The sequence below is a fragment of the Paracoccus sp. DMF genome, from assembly GCF_004407025.1.
Lineage (GTDB): Bacteria > Pseudomonadota > Alphaproteobacteria > Rhodobacterales > Rhodobacteraceae > Paracoccus > Paracoccus aminovorans_B.
This window is the reverse complement of the sequence record NZ_SOKV02000015.1, coordinates 23,754-43,865: the sequence shown is the minus strand read 5'-3', so window position 1 is coordinate 43,865 and position 20,112 is coordinate 23,754. Positions and strand designations below refer to the sequence as shown.

19 protein-coding genes are annotated in these 20,112 nt (G+C 70.0%); 7 read left to right on the top strand and 12 right to left on the bottom strand.

The features are described from left to right. Positions 1–6: 6 nt before the first annotated feature. From E3D03_RS10420 to hutI, 5 genes are read right to left on the bottom strand one after another with little or no spacing between them, the layout of a single operon-like run. Positions 7–1,161, bottom strand: coding sequence for an acyl-CoA dehydrogenase family protein (locus tag E3D03_RS10420; protein WP_263566904.1), 1,155 nt, complete (start codon positions 1,159–1,161; stop codon positions 7–9). Further along, on the bottom strand, positions 1,158–2,291 hold the full coding sequence (locus E3D03_RS10415) for a CaiB/BaiF CoA transferase family protein (protein ID WP_263566903.1): 1,134 nt from the start codon (positions 2,289–2,291) through the stop codon (positions 1,158–1,160). The genes E3D03_RS10420 and E3D03_RS10415 overlap by 4 nt, the downstream gene beginning before the upstream one ends. Beyond that, positions 2,288–3,079, bottom strand: a complete 792-nt coding sequence (gene hutG / locus E3D03_RS10410; protein WP_263566902.1) for an N-formylglutamate deformylase — start codon at positions 3,077–3,079, stop codon at positions 2,288–2,290. Before hutG ends, E3D03_RS10415 begins: the two co-directional genes overlap by 4 nt. Next, positions 3,076–4,617 (bottom strand): histidine ammonia-lyase, encoded by a 1,542-nt coding sequence (gene hutH / locus E3D03_RS10405; RefSeq protein ID WP_263566901.1) that lies wholly within the window; start codon positions 4,615–4,617, stop codon positions 3,076–3,078. The genes hutG and hutH overlap by 4 nt, the downstream gene beginning before the upstream one ends. Beyond that, positions 4,610–5,812 (bottom strand): imidazolonepropionase, encoded by a 1,203-nt coding sequence (hutI, locus tag E3D03_RS10400; RefSeq protein WP_263566900.1) that lies wholly within the window; start codon positions 5,810–5,812, stop codon positions 4,610–4,612. Before hutI ends, hutH begins: the two co-directional genes overlap by 8 nt. A 97-nt stretch (positions 5,813–5,909) precedes the next feature. On the opposite strand from hutI, the gene E3D03_RS10395 reads away from it, so the two are divergent. The 4 genes from E3D03_RS10395 (at position 5,910) to E3D03_RS10380 (ending at position 9,876) form a co-directional block, all read left to right on the top strand. After that, a complete protein-coding gene (locus E3D03_RS10395) occupies positions 5,910–7,268 on the top strand; it encodes a formimidoylglutamate deiminase (RefSeq protein WP_263566899.1) in 1,359 nt (452 codons plus the stop codon). Continuing rightward, a complete protein-coding gene (locus tag E3D03_RS10390) occupies positions 7,265–7,966 on the top strand; it encodes a GntR family transcriptional regulator (RefSeq protein WP_263566898.1) in 702 nt (233 codons plus the stop codon). Before E3D03_RS10395 ends, E3D03_RS10390 begins: the two co-directional genes overlap by 4 nt. Positions 7,967–8,041: 75 nt before the next feature. Continuing rightward, entirely contained in the window at positions 8,042–8,827 is a 786-nt protein-coding gene (locus tag E3D03_RS10385; protein WP_263566897.1) for an inositol monophosphatase family protein, read from the top strand. A 62-nt stretch (positions 8,828–8,889) separates the two neighbouring features. After that, positions 8,890–9,876, top strand: a complete 987-nt coding sequence (locus tag E3D03_RS10380) for a DMT family transporter (protein WP_263566896.1) — start codon at positions 8,890–8,892, stop codon at positions 9,874–9,876. Here the strand turns inward: E3D03_RS10380 and E3D03_RS10375 are convergent. Next, positions 9,827–11,980, bottom strand: coding sequence for a lytic transglycosylase domain-containing protein (locus tag E3D03_RS10375; protein ID WP_263566895.1), 2,154 nt, complete (start codon positions 11,978–11,980; stop codon positions 9,827–9,829). The genes E3D03_RS10380 and E3D03_RS10375 overlap by 50 nt on opposite strands. A gap of 107 nt (positions 11,981–12,087) precedes the next feature. Here E3D03_RS10375 and dapA point away from each other — a divergent pair, with 107 nt between their 5' ends. Then, positions 12,088–12,963, top strand: coding sequence for a 4-hydroxy-tetrahydrodipicolinate synthase (dapA, locus tag E3D03_RS10370; protein WP_263566894.1), 876 nt, complete (start codon positions 12,088–12,090; stop codon positions 12,961–12,963). A 47-nt stretch (positions 12,964–13,010) separates the two neighbouring features. Here dapA and E3D03_RS10365 read toward each other — a convergent pair whose 3' ends face one another. The 6 genes from E3D03_RS10365 to E3D03_RS10340 are packed head-to-tail and all read right to left on the bottom strand — an operon-like array spanning position 13,011 to position 18,811. After that, entirely contained in the window at positions 13,011–13,373 is a 363-nt protein-coding gene (locus tag E3D03_RS10365; RefSeq protein ID WP_062562008.1) for a Na+/H+ antiporter subunit G, read from the bottom strand. 12 nt (positions 13,374–13,385) lie between these two features. Continuing rightward, positions 13,386–13,655: a K+/H+ antiporter subunit F gene (locus E3D03_RS10360; RefSeq protein ID WP_062562007.1), complete on the bottom strand. Its 270-nt coding sequence runs from the start codon at positions 13,653–13,655 to the stop codon at positions 13,386–13,388. Then, entirely contained in the window at positions 13,652–14,143 is a 492-nt protein-coding gene (locus E3D03_RS10355; protein WP_263566893.1) for a Na+/H+ antiporter subunit E, read from the bottom strand. The genes E3D03_RS10360 and E3D03_RS10355 overlap by 4 nt, the downstream gene beginning before the upstream one ends. Beyond that, a complete protein-coding gene (locus E3D03_RS10350; protein ID WP_263566892.1) occupies positions 14,140–15,654 on the bottom strand; it encodes a monovalent cation/H+ antiporter subunit D in 1,515 nt (504 codons plus the stop codon). Before E3D03_RS10350 ends, E3D03_RS10355 begins: the two co-directional genes overlap by 4 nt. Further along, positions 15,651–16,016: a Na+/H+ antiporter subunit C gene (locus E3D03_RS10345; RefSeq protein WP_263566891.1), complete on the bottom strand. Its 366-nt coding sequence runs from the start codon at positions 16,014–16,016 to the stop codon at positions 15,651–15,653. The genes E3D03_RS10350 and E3D03_RS10345 overlap by 4 nt, the downstream gene beginning before the upstream one ends. Further along, positions 16,016–18,811, bottom strand: coding sequence for a monovalent cation/H+ antiporter subunit A (locus E3D03_RS10340; protein WP_263566890.1), 2,796 nt, complete (start codon positions 18,809–18,811; stop codon positions 16,016–16,018). The genes E3D03_RS10345 and E3D03_RS10340 overlap by 1 nt, the downstream gene beginning before the upstream one ends. A gap of 119 nt (positions 18,812–18,930) precedes the next feature. Here E3D03_RS10340 and ruvC point away from each other — a divergent pair, with 119 nt between their 5' ends. Together ruvC and ruvA are read left to right on the top strand one after the other, a co-directional pair. Then, positions 18,931–19,425, top strand: a complete 495-nt coding sequence (gene ruvC / locus E3D03_RS10335) for a crossover junction endodeoxyribonuclease RuvC (protein WP_062562002.1) — start codon at positions 18,931–18,933, stop codon at positions 19,423–19,425. A 10-nt stretch (positions 19,426–19,435) separates the two neighbouring features. Next, positions 19,436–20,107 (top strand): Holliday junction branch migration protein RuvA, encoded by a 672-nt coding sequence (gene ruvA, locus E3D03_RS10330; RefSeq protein ID WP_263566889.1) that lies wholly within the window; start codon positions 19,436–19,438, stop codon positions 20,105–20,107. The last annotated feature ends 5 nt before the right edge of the window (positions 20,108–20,112 follow it).

The window sequence follows — 20,112 nt, the reverse complement described above, 5'->3', positions numbered from 1 at the left end:
CTCCGTTCAGGCCAGCATATTGCCGGAAATGATGATGCGTTGGATTTCGCTCGACCCTTCGTAGATGCGCATGATGCGCAGGTCGCGGGCGATGCGTTCGATGGGGAAATCGCGGGTATAGCCATAGCCGCCATGCAGTTGCAGCGCGGTATCGGCGATCTTGCCGGCCGCCTCGCTGGCGGCCAGTTTCGCCATGCTCGAGGCCAGCGAGAAGCGCCCGCCGTGGTCATGGGCATGCTGGCGCTGGCGCGCGGCATCCTGCGACAAGAGCAGCGCCGAACGCCAGGCGACGCCCATGTCGGCGATCATCCAGCGGATGCCTTGGCGGTCGGTCAGCCGCTCGCCGCCGATGACGCGGTCCTTGGCATAGGCGATGGCGGCGTCCATCGCGGCTTTCGCCAGCCCCAGGCATTGCGCCGCGACCTCAATGCGGCCGTTGTCCAGCACCTGCATGGCGGTGCGAAAGCCCCTGCCCTCCTCGCCCAGCAGCGCGTCCTGCGGCAATTGGCAGTCGAGGTTCAGGGTGAACACATGCCCGCCCTTCAGCCCCATGGTCTTTTCCGGCGCGCCCGGCTCCAGCCCTGGCGTGCCTTTCGGCAGGATGAAGGCCGAGATGCCGCGATGGCCCTTGTCGGGATCGGTCACCGCATAGACGACGATGAAATCCGCCACACCGCCGTTCGAGATGAAGCATTTCGTGCCCTTGAGGTGCCAGCCGGTTTCCGTGCGGCGGGCGCGGGTCTTCATGTCGGCGGGGTCCGAGCCGGCGGTCGGCTCGGTCAGGGCGAAGGCGCCCAGCGCCTCGCCCGTCGCGGCCTTTTGCAGCCATTCCTGCTTCTGCGATTCAGACCCGCCGATCAGGATCGAGTCGGTCGCCAGGTAATGCGCCGTCAAGGCCGAGGCCGTGGACCCGCAGGCCCCCGCCACGATGGCGACCGCGCGCAGCAGCGCCGGGGCCGAGATGCCGCTGCCGCCATAGGCTTCGGGCAGGTTCGCACCCATCATGCCGGCCTCGCCCAGCACGGCAAGCTGGTCATGGACGAAACCCGAAGTCTCATCCGTTTCCGCCGCTTTGGGCGCGATCTGCTCGACGCAGATGCGCTCCAGCACGTCGCAGAACAGCCGTTCCTCCTCGGCCAGCATGGGCCAGTCGTCGCTCATGCGGTTTCCTCCAATCCGAATGCGCGCAGGATGGCGGCGCGGTCGCCGCCCAGCGCGGGGGCCGGGCTGCCGGCCAGGGGTTTCTCGCCGTCGAAACGCACCGGCTGGCCGACGACCGGAGTGCGGCCCAGCAGGCTGACCAGACCGCGCGCGCGGGCGTGGTCACTGTCGGCCGCCTGGGCGATGTCCCAGATCGGCGCGGCGGGCAGGCCGGCACCGGCCAGCGCCGCCACGGCGGCCTCGGTGCTCAGGCGCGCGGACCAGGCCTCGATCAGCGCCTTGATCTCGGGCTCATGCGCGGTGCGCGCTTCGTCGCTGGCGAAACGCGGGTCCGCCGCCGCCTCGGGGGCACCGATCAGCTGCGCCAGCGCGGCGAATTGCTTGCCCGACAGCACCGCGATCACCACCTGCCCGTCGCTGGTGGCAAAGCAGCCAAAGGGCGTCGACAAGGGATGGCGGTTGCCGACCCGCTGCGGCAGCTTCCCGGCATAGAAATGCAGCGCATGGCTGGTGGTCAGCATGGAAAACAGCGCGTCATACATCGCCACGTCCAGCACCGCGCCCTGCCCGGTGGCGTTGCGCCCGACCAGCGCCGCCATGATGGCCCAGCTCGCGAACAGGCCGGCCAGCAGGTCGGCGATGCTTTCGCCGGTCTTCAGCGGCGCGCCGCCCTCCTCGCCCGTGCCGGCCATCAGGCCCGACATGGCCTGCACCACCAGGTCATAGGCCGGCAGGTCGCGGAACGGGCCGTCCTGCCCAAAGCCCGAGATCGAGCAATAGACCAGCCGCGGATTTTCTGCGCGCAAGTCCTCGGCGCCCAGCCCCAGCCGGGCCGCGACGCCGGGGCGGAAGTTTTCCACTACCACGTCCACCTGCGCCGCGATGGCACGCGCCAGCGCCAGGTCGGCCGGGTTCTTCAGGTCCAGCACCAGGCTTTGCTTGCCGCGGTTGTTCAGCGTGAACAGCGCGCTTTCGCCGTCCTTGACCGGGCCGATATGGCGGTAGTCGTCGCCCGCGGGCGGCTCCAGCTTGATGATCTCGGCCCCCAGGTCGGCCAGCAGCGCCGTCGCATAGGGCCCCGCCAGCACCCGCGACAGGTCCAGCACCTTGATGCCCGCAAGCGGCTTCATGGCCGCAACTCCGGCGCCAGCGCCGCAAGGCGGGTCAGGATCTCCTTCAGCGGCCCCCGCAGCGCCTCGGCCTTCTGCGCGTCATAGGCAAAGGGCGGGGCCTCGGTCGCCAGATGCGTCACCTGCGCCAGTTCCATCTGGATGGCGTGGACGCCCTGCCCCGGCTGGCCGTAATGCCGCGTCGTCCAGCCGCCCTTGAAGCGGCCGTTCAGAACATGGGTCCGGCCCGTCGCGGCTGCGACCTCCTGCGTGGCGGCCTCGATGGCCGGCGCGCAGGACGCCCCGCCGTTGGTGCCGATGTTGAAATCCGGCAGCACGCCCTGAAACAGGAACGGGATCACCGAGCGGATCGAGTGGCAGTCGTAAAGGATCGCAACCCCGTGCTTCGCCTTCACCCGCGCGATCTCGGCGGCCAGCGCGGCGTGATAGGGGGCGTGGAACTGCGCCTTGCGCGTGGCGATCTCCTCGGCACTCGGCTCCACCTCCCAGATCGGCGCGCCGTCGAAATCGGTCAGCGGCACCAAGCCGGTGGTGTTCTGGCCGGGATAGAGGCTCGCGTCGTCCGGGCCGCGGTTCGCGTCGATGACATAGCGGTGAAAGGTCGCCCGCACCGTGGTCGCGCCGGGCAGCAGCCCGTCGTAAAGCCGCTCGATATGCCAGTCGGTATCGGCCAGCACCCGGCCGCGCGGGTTCAGCGCCGCCTCGACATGGGCCGGCAGCCAGGTGCCGGTGTGGGGCAGGCCCAGGATGACCGGGCTGTCCCCCTGGACGACCTCGACCGGGATCATGCCGTCACCTCGGCCAGCAGACCCGCGGGCACCGCCGCGACCAGGGTGCCGTCATGGATCAGCCGCGCCGCCTCGGCCAGGTCGGGGGCCATGTAGCGGTCCTGGTCCAGCGCCGGGATGGTCGCGCGCAGCGTGGCGATGACCTTCTGCAGCGGACCCGAGGTCTTCAGCGGCGCGCGGAACTCGACGCCGGCGCTGGCGCACAGCGCCTCGATGCCCAGGATATGCGCGAGGTTCGCGTTCATGCGGCGAAGCCGGCGCGCGCCATGCGCCGCCATGCTGACGTGATCCTCCTGGTTGGCCGAGGTCGGCGTCGAGTCGGTGCTGCACGGCGTCGCGAGATGCTTGTTTTCCGACATCAGCGCCGCCGAGGTGACCTCGGCGATCATCAGCCCCGAATTCAGCCCCGGATCGGGGGTCAGGAAGGGCGGCAGGTCGTGGCTCAGCGCCGGATCGACCATCAGCGCGATGCGGCGCTGGGAAATCGCGCCGATCTCGGCGATCGCCAGCGCGATCTGGTCGGCGGCGAAGGCCACCGGCTCGGCATGGAAGTTCCCGCCCGAGACGATGCGGCCGGCCCCGACCAGCACCAGCGGGTTGTCGGTCGCGGCATTGGCCTCGATCTCCAGCGTGCGCCCGACTTGGATCAGCAGGTCGATGCAGGCGCCGGTGACCTGCGGCTGGCAGCGGATGCAATAGGGGTCCTGCACCCGGCTGTCGCCGATCCGGTGGCTTTCGCGGATCTCGGAGCCCTCCATCAGCGCCCGGATGGTCCGCGCCGCGACGATCTGGCCGCGATGGCCGCGCAGGGTGTGGATCTCGTCCAGGAAGGGCGCGGTCGAGCCCATGATCGCATCCGTGGACAGCGACGAGGTGACCAGCGCCGCCCGGGCGCTGGCGAAGGCATCGAACAGCCCCGCCAGCGCGAAGGCGGTCGAGACCTGGGTGCCGTTGATCAGCGCCAGACCCTCTTTCGCGGCCAGCACCACGGGCCTCAGCCCGGCGGCAGCCAGCGCCTCGGCCGCGGGCATCTCGCAGCCGTCATAACTCGCGCGGCCCTCGCCCAGCATGGCGGCGGCCATATGCGCCAGCGGCGCCAGGTCGCCCGAGGCGCCGACCGAGCCCTGCGACGGGATCACCGGCAGCACGCCGCGGGCCAGCATCGCCTCGATCAGCGCGATGACCTCGGGACGCACGCCCGAGGCGCCGCGGCCCAGCGACAAAAGCTTCAGCACCATGATCAGGCGCACGGTTTCCAGCTCGACCGGCTCGCCCACGCCGCAGCAATGCGACAGGATCAGGTTGCGTTGCAGCGTCGCGGTGTCCTTGGACGCGATCTTGATCGAGGCGAGCTTGCCGAAGCCGGTGTTCACGCCATAGACCGGCACGTCGCCATTGGCGGCGGCCTCGATGCGGGCGGCAGAGGCGGCGATGCCGGGCCGGGCGCTGTCGGCCAGCCGCACGGCCAGGCCCTCGCGCCAGACGCGCTCGAGCTGCGCCAGGGTGGTTTCGCCGGGGATCAGGATCAGTTCAGACAAAGTCGCCTCCGAAGATGCGGGAGTGAAGCGGGTTGAAGCCGATGCGATAGGTCAGCTCCGCCGGATGGGCTGCGTCCCAGACCGCCAGGTCGGCGCGCAGATCGGCGGCGATCACGCCCCGGTCGGTCAGGCCCAGGGCGCGGGCGGCGTTGCGGGTGACGCCGGCCAGGCATTCGCTGGGCGTCATGCGAAACAGCGTCGCGCCCATGTTCATCGTCAGCAGCAGCGAGGTCAGCGGCGAGGTGCCGGGGTTGCAGTCGGTGGCCAGCGCCAGCGCCACCCCGGCATCGCGCAACGCCTGGACCGGCGGCAGCCTGGTCTCGCGCAGCGTATAGAAGGCGCCGGGCAGCAGCACGGCGACGGTGCCGGAGGCCGCCATGGCATCGACCCCGTCCTGGCCCAGCCATTCCAGGTGGTCGGCCGAAATCGCGCCATGCTCGGCCGCCATGGCCGCGCCATGCAGGTCGGACAGCTGCTCGGCATGCAGCTTGACCGGCAGGCCGAGGGTCTTGGCATGGTCAAAGATCGCCGCCATTTCCGCGCGCGAAAAGGCGATGCCCTCGCAGAAGCCGTCCACGGCATCGGCCAGATCCTCGGCATGGGCGGCGTCCATCCCGGCCAGCACCACGTCGCGGATATAGCCTTGGCGGTCGTCCTTGTATTCCGGCGGCAGGGCATGGGCGGCCAGCCAGGTGGTGCGGACCTGGACCGGGCGGCGCGCCTCGATCAGCCGGGCGACTCGCAGCATCTTCAGCTCGTCGGCGACGGTCAGGCCATAGCCCGACTTGATCTCGATGGTGGTCGCGCCCTCGGCGATCAGGTGGTCGACGCGGGTCAGCGCGGCTTTCAGCAGCGCGGCCTCGTCCGCCGCGCGGGTGGCGCGGACGCTGGACAGGATGCCGCCGCCGGCGCGGGCGATCTCTTCATAGCTGGCGCCCTCTAGCCGCATCTCGAACTCGCGGGCGCGGTCGCCGCCAAAGACGATATGGGTGTGGCAGTCGATCAGCCCCGGCGTGACCAGCCGCCCCCCCAGATCCTGCCGCGTCGCGCCGGCATAGCGCGCCGGCAGATCGGATTCGGCGCCGACCCAGCTGATTCGCGCATCCTCGACGACGACGGCGCCGCGCTCGATCAGCCCGTAACCCCCTGACGGATCAGCCATGGTCGCGATCTGGGCATTGCTGAAAACCTGCATCGGCCATTCGTCCCGGATTGATTTCTCGTTGGCTCTATGTCTAAACTTAATTCCAGTCTATGTCTAAACTTATTTTTGCACAGAAAAGGGCGGCGCAATGGAAAAGATCTGGGCAGAGCGGGCCTTGCTGCCCGATGGCTGGGCGGAAAATGTCTGCGTGACGGTGGATCGGGGCCGAATCGCCGCCGTCGAGGCCGGCGTCACCGGCGGCGCGGCCGTGCCGCTGCTGCTGCCGGCGCTGGCGAACCTGCACAGCCACGCCTTCCAGCGCGCCATGGCCGGGCTTAGCGAGGCCAGGGGGCCGGAGCCGCGCGACACCTTCTGGACCTGGCGCCAGATCATGTATCGCTTTCTCGACCACCTGACGCCCGATGACGTCGAATCCATCGCGGCGCTGGTGCAGATGGAGATGCTGGAGGCCGGCTATGCCACCAATGTCGAGTTCCATTACCTGCACCACCGTCCCGGCGGCGGCCACTACGACAATATCGCCGAGATGGCCGAACGCATCGCCGCCGCCGCCGCGCGCTCGGGCATCGGCCTGACGCTGCTGCCGGTGCATTACCAGTTCGGCGGCGTGGACCGTCGGGCCTTGGCGCCGGGCCAGAACCGGTTCGGCACCACGCCCGAGGAATTCCTGCGGCTGGTCGAGGGGGCCGAGACCGCGCTCAGCGCCCTGCCCGCCGACGCCGGCATCGGCATCGCCCCGCACAGCCTGCGCGCCGTCTCGCCCGAGGGGCTGGCGGAATGCGTGGCGCTGCGCCCCGGCCGCCCGCTGCACATGCACCTGGCCGAGCAGGTGCCCGAGATCGAGGAGATCAGCGCCGCCTATGGCCGCCGCCCGGTCGAATGGCTGCTCGACAACCACAGCCCCGACCGGCGCTGGACCCTGATCCACCTGACCCACATGACCGAGGACGAGACCCGCCGCCTGGCCGCCACCGGCGCCGTGGCGGGCCTGTGCCCGATCACCGAAAGCTCGCTGGGCGACGGCATCTTCAACGGCACGATCTGGACCCAGGCCGGCGGGCGCTACGGCTTCGGCTCGGACAGCAACATCCGCATCTCGCTGGTCGAGGAGTTGCGCACGCTGGAATACAGCCAGCGCCTGCGCGACCGCGGCCGGGCGATCCTGGCCACCCCGGAACGCTCGACCGGGCGGGTGCTGTATCAGGCCGGGCTCGACGGCGGCGCCACGGCGGCGGGGCGCGAGACCGGGGCGATCGCACCCGGGCTCTGGGCCGATCTGGTCGCCATCGACCGCGCCAATCCGGTACTGGCGGGCCGCAGGGGCGACCAGATGCTCGACAGCCTGGTCTTTGCCGGCCATGACGGTCTGGTCCGCGATGTCTGGGCCGCCGGCCGCCATGTCGTGCAGGGCGGCAGACATATGGACCATGACCGCATCATCGCCGATTATCTGGCCACCATCGCCCGGCTTCAGGACCGCATGTGACCGAGAAATCCGCCAGCAAGGCGCAAGCCATCACCAGCGAGGTGCGCCGCCGCATCGTCGACCGCGAATGGCGGCAGGGCGACCGCATCCCGGACGAGGCCGAACTGGCCGTCGAATTCGGCGTCGCCCGCGCCACGGTGAACAAAGCCCTGCAACTGCTGGCCGAAGAGGGGCTTCTGGACCGCAAGCGCCGGGCCGGCACCCATGTCACGGTGAACCCGGCCCGCAAGGCCACGCTGACCATTCCCATCGTGCGCGAGCAGATCGAGGGCGCGGGCATGGAATACAGCCACCGCGTCGTGGCGCAGAAGCGCTCGCCCCTGCCGGCCGAGGCCGCCGCCCGCATGGCCCTGCCCGAGGGCCGGATGCTGATCCACCTGCGCACCGTGCATTACGGCGACGGCCGGCCCTTCCAGGTCGAGGACCGCTGGATCAACCCGGTCGCGGCGCCGGGCGCCGAGGCCATCGACTTCCAGCGCATCAACGCCAACGAATGGCTGGTCAGGAATTTCCCCTGGTCGCGGGCCGACATGGCCTTTTCGGCCGAGAACGCCGATGCCCGCAACGCAAGGCTGCTGGAAACCCGGCAGGGCACCGCGCTTCTGATCCTGCAGCGCACCACCTTCAACGACCTGGGCGCGATCACCTCGGCCCGGCTGGCCTTTCATCCCGGTTACATGCTGATCGCCACGCCCTGACCTTCGCGTCCGCCCGACCTTCACTTCCGCCTGGCCTTGCCCTATGAGGGCGCCAATCCCGAAAAAGGAATCCCCATGGCCAGCGCCAATCTCAACATCATGATCAAGGCCGCGCGCAAGGCGGGCCGCAGCCTCGTCAAGGACTTCCGCGAGGTGGAAAACCTTCAGGTCTCGGTCAAGGGTGCCGGCGATTTCGTCAGCCGCGCCGACCGCGAGGCCGAACGCATCATCAAGGAAGAACTGCGCAACGCCCGCCCGAACTATGGCTGGCTGGGCGAGGAGACCGGTGAGGAAGCCGGCGAAGACCCGACCCGGCGCTGGATCGTCGACCCGCTGGACGGCACCACCAACTTCCTGCACGGGTTGCCGCATTGGGCGGTCAGCATCGCGCTGGAGCACAAGGGCGAGATCGTCGCCTCGGTCGTGTTCGACGCTGCCAAGGACGAGCTCTTCACCGCCGAGCGCGGCGACGGCGCCTTCCTGAACGACCGCCGCATCCGCGTGTCCGGCCGCCGGCAGATGATCGAGGCGATCTTCGCCACCGGCGTGCCCTTCGCCGGGCGCCCGACCCTGCCCGCGACGCTGCGCGACCTCGGGCGGCTGATGCCGCTGACGGCGGGCGTGCGGCGCTGGGGCGCGGCCTCGCTGGACCTGGCCTATGTCGCGGCCGGCCGCTTCGACGGCTATTGGGAACGCGGCAACCAGCCTTGGGACATCGCCGCCGGCATCCTGCTGGTGAAAGAGGCCGGCGGCCGGCTGGAGCCGATCCGGGGCGAGAACCCGCTGGAGACCGGCTCGGTCGTGACCGCGAACCCGCAGCTTTTCGGCGAATTCGCCGAGATCATCCGCCGCCCGGACTAAGCCCCCGGTTGACCTTTCCGCCGCCGGGGCGCATGGCGGGGGTCCAGCCTTGGAATCGCGCCATGCCAGACAATCCCCAGACCGGGCCCCAGGCCGGGTCCCAGACCGGACCGCTGATGTCGCCGGCCTCGCAGCCCCCTGCCGTCCCGCCGCCGCTGGCGCGCCCCCGCGCCGACCGGCAGGGCACGGCCATCCTGATGATCTGCGGATCGACCTTCATCTTTGCCGCGCAGGACGGGGTGTCGCGCCATCTGGGCGCGGTCTACTCGCCGATCTTCATCGTCATGCTGCGCTATTGGTTCTTTGCGCTGTTCGTGATCCTGCTGTGCGCGCGCAGCCCGGGCGGGCTGTCCCGCGCGATCCATTCGCGCCGGCCGCTGGTGCAGATCGGGCGCGGCGTCCTGCTGGTGGTCGAGGTCGTGGTGGTGATCGAGGCCTTTGTGCGGCTGGGGCTGATCAACACCCATGCGATCTTTGCCTGCTATCCGCTGCTGATCTCGGCGCTGTCGGGGCCGATCCTGGGCGAAAAGGTCGGCTGGCGCCGCTGGGCCGCCGTCGCGGTGGGCTTTCTGGGCATCATGATCGTGCTGAACCCCGGCAGCGGCGCGCTGAGCCATGACGCGATCCTGCCCTTTGCCGGGGCGCTGATGTATGCGGTCTACGGCCTGCTGACCCGGCTGGTGGCGCGCGACGACAGCGCCATGGTCAGCTTTTTCTGGACCGGCATCGCCGGGGCATTCGCCAGCACGCTGGCGGGGGTCTGGTACTGGCAACCCATCGCCGGGCCGGACATCCCCTGGCTGCTGACGCTGTGCGTGACCAGCGTGATGGGGCATTTCCTGCTGATCAAGGCCTATGAACTGGCCGAGGCCTCGGCCTTGCAGCCGTTCTCCTATACCCAGCTCGTCTGGATCAGCATCTTCGGCGTGACCATCTTTGGCGAGACGCTGGCCCCGAACGTGGCCATCGGCGGCGGCATCGTGGTCTTTGCCGGCATGTTCACCTGGTGGCGTTCGCGCCAGCGCGAGCGGGCGGCGGCGGGGCGCTGACCGCCGCCTCGACCAGCGGGGGCTCGAGAGACGGCCCCAGCACCTCGGCCAGCACCCCGCCCGAGCCATAGGCCGCCAGCGTCCGCGCCGGCATCAAGGGCCGGGCCGAGCCCGCCAGCAGGATCGGTGGCACCTCGGGCGCCGGCAGCGCGCCGCCTCCGGTCAGATCCCATGTCGGCACCAGCGGAACGGCCGCGCCCTTGATGCGGGCGCGATAGATCGGCAGCGACTCGGCCACGCGCATGACATAGTTGCGGGTCTCGTCAAAGGGGATCATCTCGACCCAATCGACCGGATCGACCGCGCCGCGCAGATCGCCGAAATCCTTGAGCCAGCGCGCCGAACGCCCCGGCCCGGCATTGTAGCCCGCCGCCACCAGCGCCACCGAAGGCCCGAAGCGGTCGCGCAGCCCCGCCAGATAGGCCGCGCCCAGCCGGGCGTTATAGGCCGCGTCGCGGGTCAGCCGCGCCTGATCGAAGGGCTCGCCCAGCTTGCGCGCCATGGAGCGCGCGGTATCGGGCATGACCTGCATCAGCCCCAGGGCGCCCGCATGCGACGAAACCGTGTGGTTGAACTCGCTTTCGCGCCGGGCGATGGCCATGACCAGTTCCGGCGGCAGGCCCAGCGGCTTGCTTTCAAGCCCGGTCAGCGGGAAATAGGCGGCGGGATAGACCACCCCCTTGGCGGCGGCGGCCTTGGCCAGCCGCAGCGCGTGCCATGGCATGCCCATTTCCAGCATCATCCGGGCCATGCGGCCGATATCCTCGGGCGCGGCGGTTTCGGCCAGATGCAGGAAAAACCGCTGGCCCTGATCGGGCTGGCCGGCCACGACCAGCCAGACGCCGGCCTGCCAGACCGGATTGTCGCGCAGGGCAGAGCCGCGCCATTCCGGCAGGCTGGCCTCGGACCGGCCGGGGATCGCCAGCGCGGGCTGCATCGGCAGGCCCAGCTTTTCGGCGGCAAGCTGGCCATACCAGGCCGATTGCCAGCCGGCGGCGGCGGTATAGGCGGCCTCGGCCCCGGCGCGGTCGCCCTTGGCCTCCAGCGCGCGGCCCTGCCAGTAATGCGCCCGCGACAGCGAAATCGGGCTGGCGACGGCCTGTTCCAGCGCGTGGAAATGCGCATGCGCCCGGTCGAACGCCCCGGCCCGCAGCGCGGCATAGCCCGCCAGCCATTCGAGGTCGGAAAATTCGTCGCTGCCCGGCGGCATGAAATGCCCGCCCGCCAGCTTCTCGGCCAGTGCCCAGTCGCCGTGCCGCAGCGCCAGCCGCGCGTAATCGGCGCGCTTGCCGGCCCATGCGGCGGGGTCGCGCAGCGCCTCGGCGCTGGTCGAGCGTTCCAGCATCAGATCGCGCGCCAGATCGGGCATCTTGGCCCAGACCCGCCAGCGGAAGCGGTCCAGCGCCAGACCGGCATCGCCCCGCTGCGCCTCGGGCAGCGCCAGGATCAGCGCATCGACGCCCGCCTGCCCCGATTGCAGCGCCAGCCGCGCGCGGCCCAGGGCCTGCGCCGGGATCGAGGCCAGAGGCAGCGTCACCTGCGCCGCCTGCCATTCGCCCAGATCCAGCAGCCGCATCAGCCGCGCATCGTGCAGCGCGGCGACCTGCGTGCCATGCGCGGCCAGAAACACCTCGGTCTCGGGCTTGCTCAGCGCCTGCTCGGTCCAGAAGCGTTGCGCCTCGGCCGTTGCGGCGGCGGGGTCGGTGGCCTGCAAGGCGGCGATCAGCGCCATGGCGCCGGTCAGCGTGTCGGGCCGGCGCGCGCCGAACCAGCCGATAATCTCGGCCGGGGGCAGGTCGGCGCGCAGCAGCCCGTCGCCGCGCTTGTAGAACAGCGCCATGCCCGGCCAGTCGGCGTGGCGGGCGGCGAAATCGCGGTATTCCGGCCAGTTGCCCTGCCCGGCGCGCAGCCGCTGCCAATCGACCAGATCGCGGGCGATGGGGCCGGATTGCGCGGCCTCGCGCCCGGCAGCGGCCCAGTCGCGGGCGCCGGCGGCCGACAGCGCGCGCGCCAGATGGCCGGCATCCTCGGCCCCTGCGGGCAGGGCAAAGCCCAACCCCAGCGCCAGCAGCGGTCCCAGAATCCTGTCGCGGAAAGGATACATCATGGCCTCATTTCTGCGGGACGCGGGCGGGCGGCGCAACTCACATCCTTGGCAAGCCGCGCGTCGGGATGTAAGCCCCTTTGCATCACAAAGCTCAGGATACCCACATGTTCAAAGGCTCCATGCCCGCGCTGGTCACGCCCTTCACCCCCGACGGGGAGCTGGATCTCCCGGCGCTGGAGAAGCTGGTGGACTGGCATATCGCGCAAGGCACGCACGGTCTGGTGCCCGTCGGCACCACCGGCGAAAGCCCGACGCTGAGCCATGAGGAACACCGCAAGGTCATCGAGGAGGTCATCCGCATGGCCGCCGGCCGTCTGCCGGTGATCGCCGGCGCCGGCTCGAACTCGACCCGCGAAGGCATCGGGCTGGTGCAGCACGCGCAGGCCGCCGGCGCCGACGCCGCGCTGGTGGTGACGCCCTATTACAACAAGCCGACGCAGGCCGGGCTGATCGCGCATTATGCCGCGCTGCATGACGCCAGCGACCTGCCGATCATCATCTACAACATCCCCGGCCGCTCGGTCATCGACATGACGCCCGAAACCATGGGCGAGCTGGCGAAACTGCCGCGCATCATCGGCGTCAAGGACGCCACCGGCAAGCTGGAGCGCGTCTCGATGCAGCGCGCCACCTGCGGCGCCGATTTCGTGCAGCTGTCGGGCGAGGATGCGACCGCGCTTGGCTTCAACGCCCATGGCGGCGTGGGCTGCATCTCGGTCACCGCGAACGTCGCGCCGAAGCTCTGCGCCGAGTTCCAGGAGGCGACGCTGGCCGGCGACTACGCCAAGGCGCTGGAATACCAGGACAGGCTGATGCCGCTGCATGTGGCGATCTTCCTGGAACCGGGCGTCGCCGGGGCGAAATACGCCATGTCGCGGCTGGGGCTGTGCACCGACCGGGTGCGGCTGCCGCTGGTCGGGCTGAGCGATGCGACCAAGGCCCGGATCGACGAGGCCATGGCGCATGCCGGGCTGATCTGAACCGGCCTTCGCCAGGGGGCAAGGGGGCGGCTGCGGGCCGCCCTTTTTCATGCGCGGGGCTCGTCCTCTTCGGCATGGGTCGCCCAGACCTGGCCCGGCGCGGGCGGCGGCAGGTCCTCGGGGCGCCAGCCCAGATGCATGTTCGCCTTGGCGATCATGTAGCCGGTGATCGGCGCGGTCAGGAACAGGAACAGCGCGATCAGCAGCTCGTGCCAGGTGAACTGCCCGGTCCGCGCCGGAAACCAGACCATCGAGGCGATCAGCACCGCCCCCACGCCCAGCGTCGCCGATTTCGTCGGCGCATGCAGCCGCGTCATCGGGTCGGGCAGCCGCACCAGCCCCCAGGAGCCGACCAGCCCGAAGAAGCCGCCCACCACCAGCAGCACCGAAACGATGATCTCGGCCACCATGCCCACCCCTTCCTATTCGATGATGTCGCCGCGCAGGACAAATTTCGCATAGGCCACGGTCGAGATGAAGCCGACCATGGCGAAGAGCAGCGCCGCCTCGAAATAGATGCCGGTGCCGCGGTCGATGCCGAAGATCGCCAGAAGCGCGATCATGTTCAGCGCCATCGTGTCCAGCGCCAGCACCCGGTCGGCCGGCCCCGGCGCAAAGACCACACGGTAAAGGCAGCAGAGCAGCGCCAGCCCGAAGCAGCCATAGGCGAAGAGAAGCGCATAAAGGATCATTCGAAGATCTCCTTCAGCCGGGTCTCGTAGCGGGTCTTGATCTCATCCCGTACGGCATCGGGGTCGGGGGCATGCAGGCAATGCACCAGCAGCGCGCTCCCGTCCTGCGACAGGTCGCAGCTGACCGTGCCGGGGGTCAGGGTGATGGTGCCGGCCAGGGTGGCGATGGCCTCGGGGCGGTGCAGCGCCAGCGGCACGGCGATCCAGGCCGGACGCAGCGCGCGGCGCGGCTTGAACAGCACGATCAGCGCCACGGTGACATTGGCCTTGGCGATGTCCAGAAGCACCAGCGCCAGATAGGCCGGGATGCGCCAGGGCCGGCGAAAGCCCTGCGTGCCCGGCCAATAGGGCGCGGTCAGCAGCGGCACGGCGATGCCGACCAGCACGGCAAAGACCAGCGAGCCCCAGGCCCAGCGGTTGACCAGCCCCAGCCAGACCAGCGCCAGCACCAAGGACAGCACGGGATGCGGGAACAGCCGGCGCATCATTTCGTGCCCTCCTGCCCCGAAAGCACGGCCTCGAGATAGGCCGACTGGTCGTGCAGCTGCAGCGCCGTGTCATGGGCCAGGCGCATGGCCGGGCCGGCAAAGACGGTCAGCGCGACAATGCCCGCCAGCAGCGCGGCGATGGCGGCAAGCGACAGCCCCTGCCCGGCCGGGGCGCGGGGCGCGGCGGTGCCGGCCTCACAGCCCTTCCAGAACAGCAGCGAGCCGGCGCAGGTCATGCCATAGATCGCGACGAGCGAGCCGAGCAGGATCACCGCCCAGACCCAGATGACCGCCGGCGTCTCGGCCGTGGCCTGCATCACCAGCAGCTTGCCAATGAAGCCGGACAGCGGCGGCATGCCGGTGACCGCGATGGCGGTGGCGAAGAACAGCACCGCGACCAGCCCGTTGCCGGGCATCGCCGGGCGCGGGCGCAGCCACAGGTCGCCCCGGCGCGCGCCGATCAGGTCCACGACCAGGAACAGCGCGCCCGCCGCCAGCGTCGAATGCACCAGGTAATAGACCGCCGCCGCCGTGGACTGCGGGTTCTGCTGCGCCACCGCGATCATCAGCGTCCCGACCGAGCCGATGGCCGCGAAGGCCGCCAGCCGCCCCAGGTGCCGGCTGCCCAGCACGCCGATCTGCCCCAGCGCCAGGGTGAACAGCGCGGCGGGCAAGAGCAGGTCCATGACCACGCTCTCGACCACCGTGTCCTGCGGAAAGACCAGCGTCATGAAGCGCATGATGCCATAGGCGCCGACCTTGGTCATCACGGCGAACAGCGCCGCCACCGGCCCGGGCGCATTGGCATAGGTCGCGGGCAGCCAGAAATGCAGCGGCACCAGCGCGGCCTTGATGGCAAAGACCAGCACCAAGAGCACGGCGCCGGTGCGCAGCAGCGCGGAATCGCCCGGCGGGATCGCCGCCACCCGCGCCGCCATATCGGCCATGTTCAGCGTGCCGGTCACCGCGTAAAGCACCCCCAGCGCCGCCAGGAACAGCACCGAGCCCGCCAGGTTATAGGCGATATACTGCACGCCCGCGCGCAGCCGCATCTCGCCCCCGCCATGGACCATCAGCCCGTAGCTGGCGATCAGCAGCACCTCGAAGAAGACGAACAGGTTGAAGGCGTCCCCGGTCAGGAAGGCGCCGCAGATCCCCATCAGCTGGAACTGCCACAGCGCATGGAAATGCCAGCCGCGCCGGTCCCAGCCCGAGCCCACGGCGTAAAGCTGCACCGCCAGCGCCAGCACCGCGGTCAGCAGCAGAAGCAGCGCCGCCAGCCGGTCCAGCACCAGCACGATGCCGAAGGGCGCGGCCCAGTTGCCCAGGCGATAGACCCGGATCGTATCGTCCGCGGCCAGCAGGTTCAGCCACAGCGCCAGCCCGACCAGCGCCGCCGTGCCCAGCAGCGACAGGCCGCGCTGCCAGCGCAGGTTGCCGCGCAGGCCCAGGATGATGACGGCGCCCAGCACGGCGGGCAGCAGCACGGGGGCGATTAGCAGGTGGCTCATGCGTCGCCCCTCTCGTCGCTCTCGGGCGGGCGGCGGTCGGCGCGGGGCATGTCAACGCGGTCGTCGCCTCCGGCCAGATAGGCGCCCAGCGCCATCATCACCGTGACCGCGGTCATCCCGAACGAGATCACGATGGCGGTCAGCACCAGCGCCTGCGGCAGCGGGTCGGTATAGGTGCCCGCGCCCTCGCGCAGCACCGGCGGGGCGTCGACCACCAGCCGGCCGGTCGAGAACAGGAACAGGTTGATCGCATAGCTCAGCATGGTCGTGCCCAGCACCACGGCAAAGCTGCGCTTGCGCAGGATCAGATAGATCCCGGCGGCGGTCATGACGCCGATGGCGCTGGCAAGCAGGAATTCCATCAGCGCCCCCTGGTTCCGGCGGCCCGCGCCACGCGCGACAGCGCCTCGAGCGCCAGCATCACCGCGCCCAGCACGCACAGGAACACGCCCAGGTCGAAGCCCATGGCCGAGGCCAGCTCGAACGGCTCCAGCCCCGGCAGCGTGACATAGCCATAGGTCGAGGTCAGGAAGGGCAGCCCCCAGGCCCAGGCGCCGATGCCGGTCAGCCCGGCCGCGATCACGCCGGCGCCGATCAGCGCGTGATAGGGGATGCGCTGGCGATGCTGCGCCCAGGCCAGGCCCGAGGCCATGTATTGCGCGACCAGCGCGATGGCGACCACCAGCCCGGCGATGAAGCCGCCGCCCGGCGCATTGTGGCCGCGCAGGAAGATATAAAGCCCCGCGACTAGCAGCAGCGGCAGCACCAGCCGCGTCGCCACCACCATCAGCAGCGGATGCGGATCACCGGCGCGGCGCGCGGCCCGCCAGCCGTCCAGATGCCAGCCGCCGGCGCCCTTCAGCAGGCTTTCGGTCAGCGCGAAGATGGTCAGCGCGGCGATGCCCAGCACGGTGATCTCGCCAAAGGTGTCATAGCCGCGGAAATCCACCAGGATCACGTTCACCACATTGTCGCCGCCGCCCAGCTTGTGGCTGTTCTCGATCATGTAGCCCGAGATCGGCGGCAGCGCGAAATCGCTGCGCATCATGGCATAGGCCAGCCCGCCGAAGCCCAGGCCGCCCAGCGTGGCGATGAAGGCGTCGATGCCGCGCTTGCGGTCGCGGCTGTCGATGGGCGTGCGCTTGGGCAGGAAGTTCAGCGCCAGCAGCAGCAGGATCACCGTGACCACCTCGACCGAGATCTGGGTCAGCGCCAGGTCCGGGGCCGAAAGATAGACGAAGCTGGCCGAGACCATCAGCCCGACGATGCCCACCAGCACCAGCGCCAGCAACCTCTGGCGGTGAAAGGCCACCATGCAGCCGGTCGCGACCAGCAGCGCCAGCCAGCCGATCAGCGGCATCGCCTGCACCTGAAGCATGGGCCGGGTGGCGCCGCGCCAGTTTCCGGTCGAAAACGCCCAGAGCCCGCAGGCCAGCACCGTCAGGGTCAGCGCGGCAAAGGCGCGCGACATCGAGCCATTGGTCAGCCGGTCGGTGACGAAGCCCGATGCCGTCGCCGCCGCCCGCGTCACCGCGTTGAAACCGGCCTTGCCGTCCGGCCGCGCCATGCCGTCGCGCACGCCGATCAGGCGCCGGTTCAGCGCCAGCAGCAGGACGCCCGCCGCCACCGCCGTGCAGGACATCAGCAGCGCCGGGGTGACGCCGTGCCACAGCGCGAAATGCGGATGCGCCTCGGCCCCGGTTGTCGCCTGGGTCGAGGCCTCGACCAGCCAGCCCGCCACCAGGTTGGGCATCAGCCCGATCAGCACCACCAGCAGCGCGAGCAGCGCCGGCGGCAGCCACAGCCCCGGCCCCGGATCATGCGGGTGATGCGGGTAATCCTGCCGCTGAGGCCCCAGGAACACCTGCCAGACCAGCCGCAGCGAATAGCAGACCGACAGCGCCGCCCCCAGCGTCGCCAAGGCTCCGATCAGCCAGGGATTGCCCTGCCAGGCGGCATGGCCGGCGTTTTCCAGCATAAGTTCCTTGGACAGGAAGCCGTTCAGCGGCGGGATGCCGGCCATGGACAGCGCCGCGACGGTGGTGATGGCGAAGGTCAGCGGCATCAGCCGCCGCAAGCCGCCCAGCCGGGCGATCGAGCGGGTGCCGGCCTCGTGATCGACGATGCCGGCGGCCATGAACAGCGCCGCCTTGAACGTGGCGTGGTTCACGATATGGAACATCGCCGCCAGCGCCGCGGCCTTGGTGCCGAAGCCCAGCAGCATGGTGATCAGCCCCAGGTGCGACACGGTGGAATAGGCCAAGAGCGACTTCAGGTCGTCGCGGAACATGGCGATCCAGGCGCCCAGCACCATGGTGACAAGGCCGGTGCCGGCGACCAGGTGGAACCACTCGGGCGTCCCCGAGAGCACCGGCCAGAGCCGCGCCAGCAGGAAGATCCCGGCCTTCACCATGGTTGCCGAATGCAGATAGGCCGAGACCGGCGTCGGCGCCGCCATGGCATGCGGCAGCCAGAACTGGAACGGGAACTGCGCCGATTTGGTAAAGGCGCCGAGCAGGATCAGCAGCAGCGCCGGCAGATACAGCGGGCTTGCCTGGATCGCCTCGCGCGCCAGCAGGATCTGCGAGATGTCGTAGCTGCCGGCGATCCGGCCCAGGATCAGCATGCCGGCGATCATCGCCAGCCCGCCCATGCCGGTCACGTTCAGCGCCATGCGCGCGCCCTGCCGGCCCTCGGGCAGGTGCTTCCAATAGCCGATCAGCAGGAACGAGGACAGCGAGGTCAGCTCCCAGAACACCAGCAGCAGCAGGATGTTGTCCGACAGCACGATCCCCGTCATCGCGCCCTGGAACAGCATCAGGCAGCTGTAGAACACCGGCGCCGAATCGCGCGCCGCAAGGTAGAAGCGGGCATAGGCGATGATGAGCAGCCCGATGCCCAGGATCAGGATGCCGAACAGCAGCCCCAGCCCGTCCAGCCGGAAATTCGCATCAAGCCCCAGGCCGGGAAGCCAGGCGATGCGCGTTGCCACAGCCTCGCCGGCCAGGATGGCGGGGATGTGCAGGCACAACCCGATCAGCGCCGCCAGCGTGACCGCGCCGCAGGCCAGCGCGATGATCCCGCGCCCCTGGCGCGCAAGCAGCCCCGGCAGCAGGGCGCCCAGAAAGGGCAGGACGGCGATCAGTGCTGGCGACATGGTCCCTCGTTCCGGTTCCCGTCTATCTCTGGACCGGGGGACGGATTGTCAACCGAATGACAAAGCCGCTAGGCGATGTTCGCCTTTCGTGCTAGCCATGGCGAAAAAGGGAATGAGGCATGAAGATCATCGGCATAGACCCGGGCCTGCGCAACATGGGCTGGGGCGTGATCGCGGTGGACGGCCCGCGCCTGCGCCATCTGGGCAATGGCATCGTGCGTTCCGAGGCGGGCGAGCTGGGGCCGCGGCTGGCGACGCTCTATCGCGGGCTCTGCGCGGTGATCGCCGAATTCCGCCCCGATGCGGCGGCGGTCGAGCAGACCTTCGTCAACAAGGACGCCACCGGCACGCTGAAGCTGGGCCAGGCGCGCGGCATCGCCCTGCTGGCCCCGGCCGAAGCCGGGCTGGAGATCGGCGAATATGCCCCGAACGCGGTGAAAAAGACCGTGGTCGGCGTCGGCCATGCCGCCAAGGAGCAGATCCAGCACATGGTCCGCTTCATGCTGCCCGGCGTCGAATTCGCCGGCCCCGACGCGGCCGACGCGCTGGCCGTCGCCATCTGCCATGCCCACCACAGCCAGGGCCGGGCGCTGCGCATCAAGGTGCCCGCATGAGGAGGTTCGCATGATCGGGCGCATCGCCGGCATCATCCTGCACCGGGCCCAGGATCACGTACTGATCGACGTGCGCGGCGTGGGCTATATCGTCCATGTCAGCGAACGCACCGCCGCCGCGCTGCCCCCGGCCGGGCAGGCGACCGCACTTTATACCGAGCTGCTGGTGCGCGAGGATCTGCTGCAGCTCTTCGGCTTTCCGACGCTCTTGGAAAAGGAATGGCACCGGCTGCTGACCTCGGTCCAGGGCGTGGGCGCCAAGGTCGGCCTCGCGATCCTCGGCACGCTCGGCCCCGAGGGGCTGGCCCGCGCCCTGGCGCTTGGCGACTGGTCGGCGCTGCGCAAGGCGCCGGGCGTCGGGCCGAAGCTGGCGCAGCGCGTGACCATGGAGCTGAAGGACAAGGCCCCCGCCGTCATGGCCATGGGCGGCAACCTGACCGTCGATCCCGGCCCCCTGCCCGAGCCCTCGGCCGAGGTGATCGAGACGCCCGCCGCCCGGACCGCCCCGGCAGCGCCGTCCTCGGCCCAGGCGACGTCGGATGCGCTCTCGGCCCTGGGCAATCTGGGCTATGCTCCGTCCGAGGCCGCCTCGGCGGTGGCCGAGGCCGCGGCGCGGGAACCGCAGGCGGCCACGGCGGCTTTGATCCGCGCGGCCCTGCGGCTGCTGGCCCCCAAGGAGTGACGACC

Coding starts and splice junctions, on each gene's coding strand:
- E3D03_RS10420 (WP_263566904.1), bottom strand. CDS start 1,161: ATGAGCGACGACTGGCCCATGCTGGCCGAGGAGGAACGGCTGTTCTGC.
- E3D03_RS10415 (WP_263566903.1), bottom strand. CDS start 2,291: ATGAAGCCGCTTGCGGGCATCAAGGTGCTGGACCTGTCGCGGGTGCTG.
- hutG (WP_263566902.1), bottom strand. CDS start 3,079: ATGATCCCGGTCGAGGTCGTCCAGGGGGACAGCCCGGTCATCCTGGGC.
- hutI (WP_263566900.1), bottom strand. CDS start 5,812: ATGCAGGTTTTCAGCAATGCCCAGATCGCGACCATGGCTGATCCGTCA.
- E3D03_RS10395 (WP_263566899.1), top strand. CDS start 5,910: ATGGAAAAGATCTGGGCAGAGCGGGCCTTGCTGCCCGATGGCTGGGCG.
- E3D03_RS10385 (WP_263566897.1), top strand. CDS start 8,042: ATGGCCAGCGCCAATCTCAACATCATGATCAAGGCCGCGCGCAAGGCG.
- E3D03_RS10380 (WP_263566896.1), top strand. CDS start 8,890: ATGCCAGACAATCCCCAGACCGGGCCCCAGGCCGGGTCCCAGACCGGA.
- E3D03_RS10375 (WP_263566895.1), bottom strand. CDS start 11,980: ATGTATCCTTTCCGCGACAGGATTCTGGGACCGCTGCTGGCGCTGGGG.
- dapA (WP_263566894.1), top strand. CDS start 12,088: ATGTTCAAAGGCTCCATGCCCGCGCTGGTCACGCCCTTCACCCCCGAC.
- E3D03_RS10365 (WP_062562008.1), bottom strand. CDS start 13,373: ATGGTGGCCGAGATCATCGTTTCGGTGCTGCTGGTGGTGGGCGGCTTC.
- E3D03_RS10360 (WP_062562007.1), bottom strand. CDS start 13,655: ATGATCCTTTATGCGCTTCTCTTCGCCTATGGCTGCTTCGGGCTGGCG.
- E3D03_RS10355 (WP_263566893.1), bottom strand. CDS start 14,143: ATGATGCGCCGGCTGTTCCCGCATCCCGTGCTGTCCTTGGTGCTGGCG.
- E3D03_RS10350 (WP_263566892.1), bottom strand. CDS start 15,654: ATGAGCCACCTGCTAATCGCCCCCGTGCTGCTGCCCGCCGTGCTGGGC.
- E3D03_RS10345 (WP_263566891.1), bottom strand. CDS start 16,016: ATGGAATTCCTGCTTGCCAGCGCCATCGGCGTCATGACCGCCGCCGGG.
- E3D03_RS10340 (WP_263566890.1), bottom strand. CDS start 18,811: ATGTCGCCAGCACTGATCGCCGTCCTGCCCTTTCTGGGCGCCCTGCTG.
- ruvC (WP_062562002.1), top strand. CDS start 18,931: ATGAAGATCATCGGCATAGACCCGGGCCTGCGCAACATGGGCTGGGGC.
- ruvA (WP_263566889.1), top strand. CDS start 19,436: ATGATCGGGCGCATCGCCGGCATCATCCTGCACCGGGCCCAGGATCAC.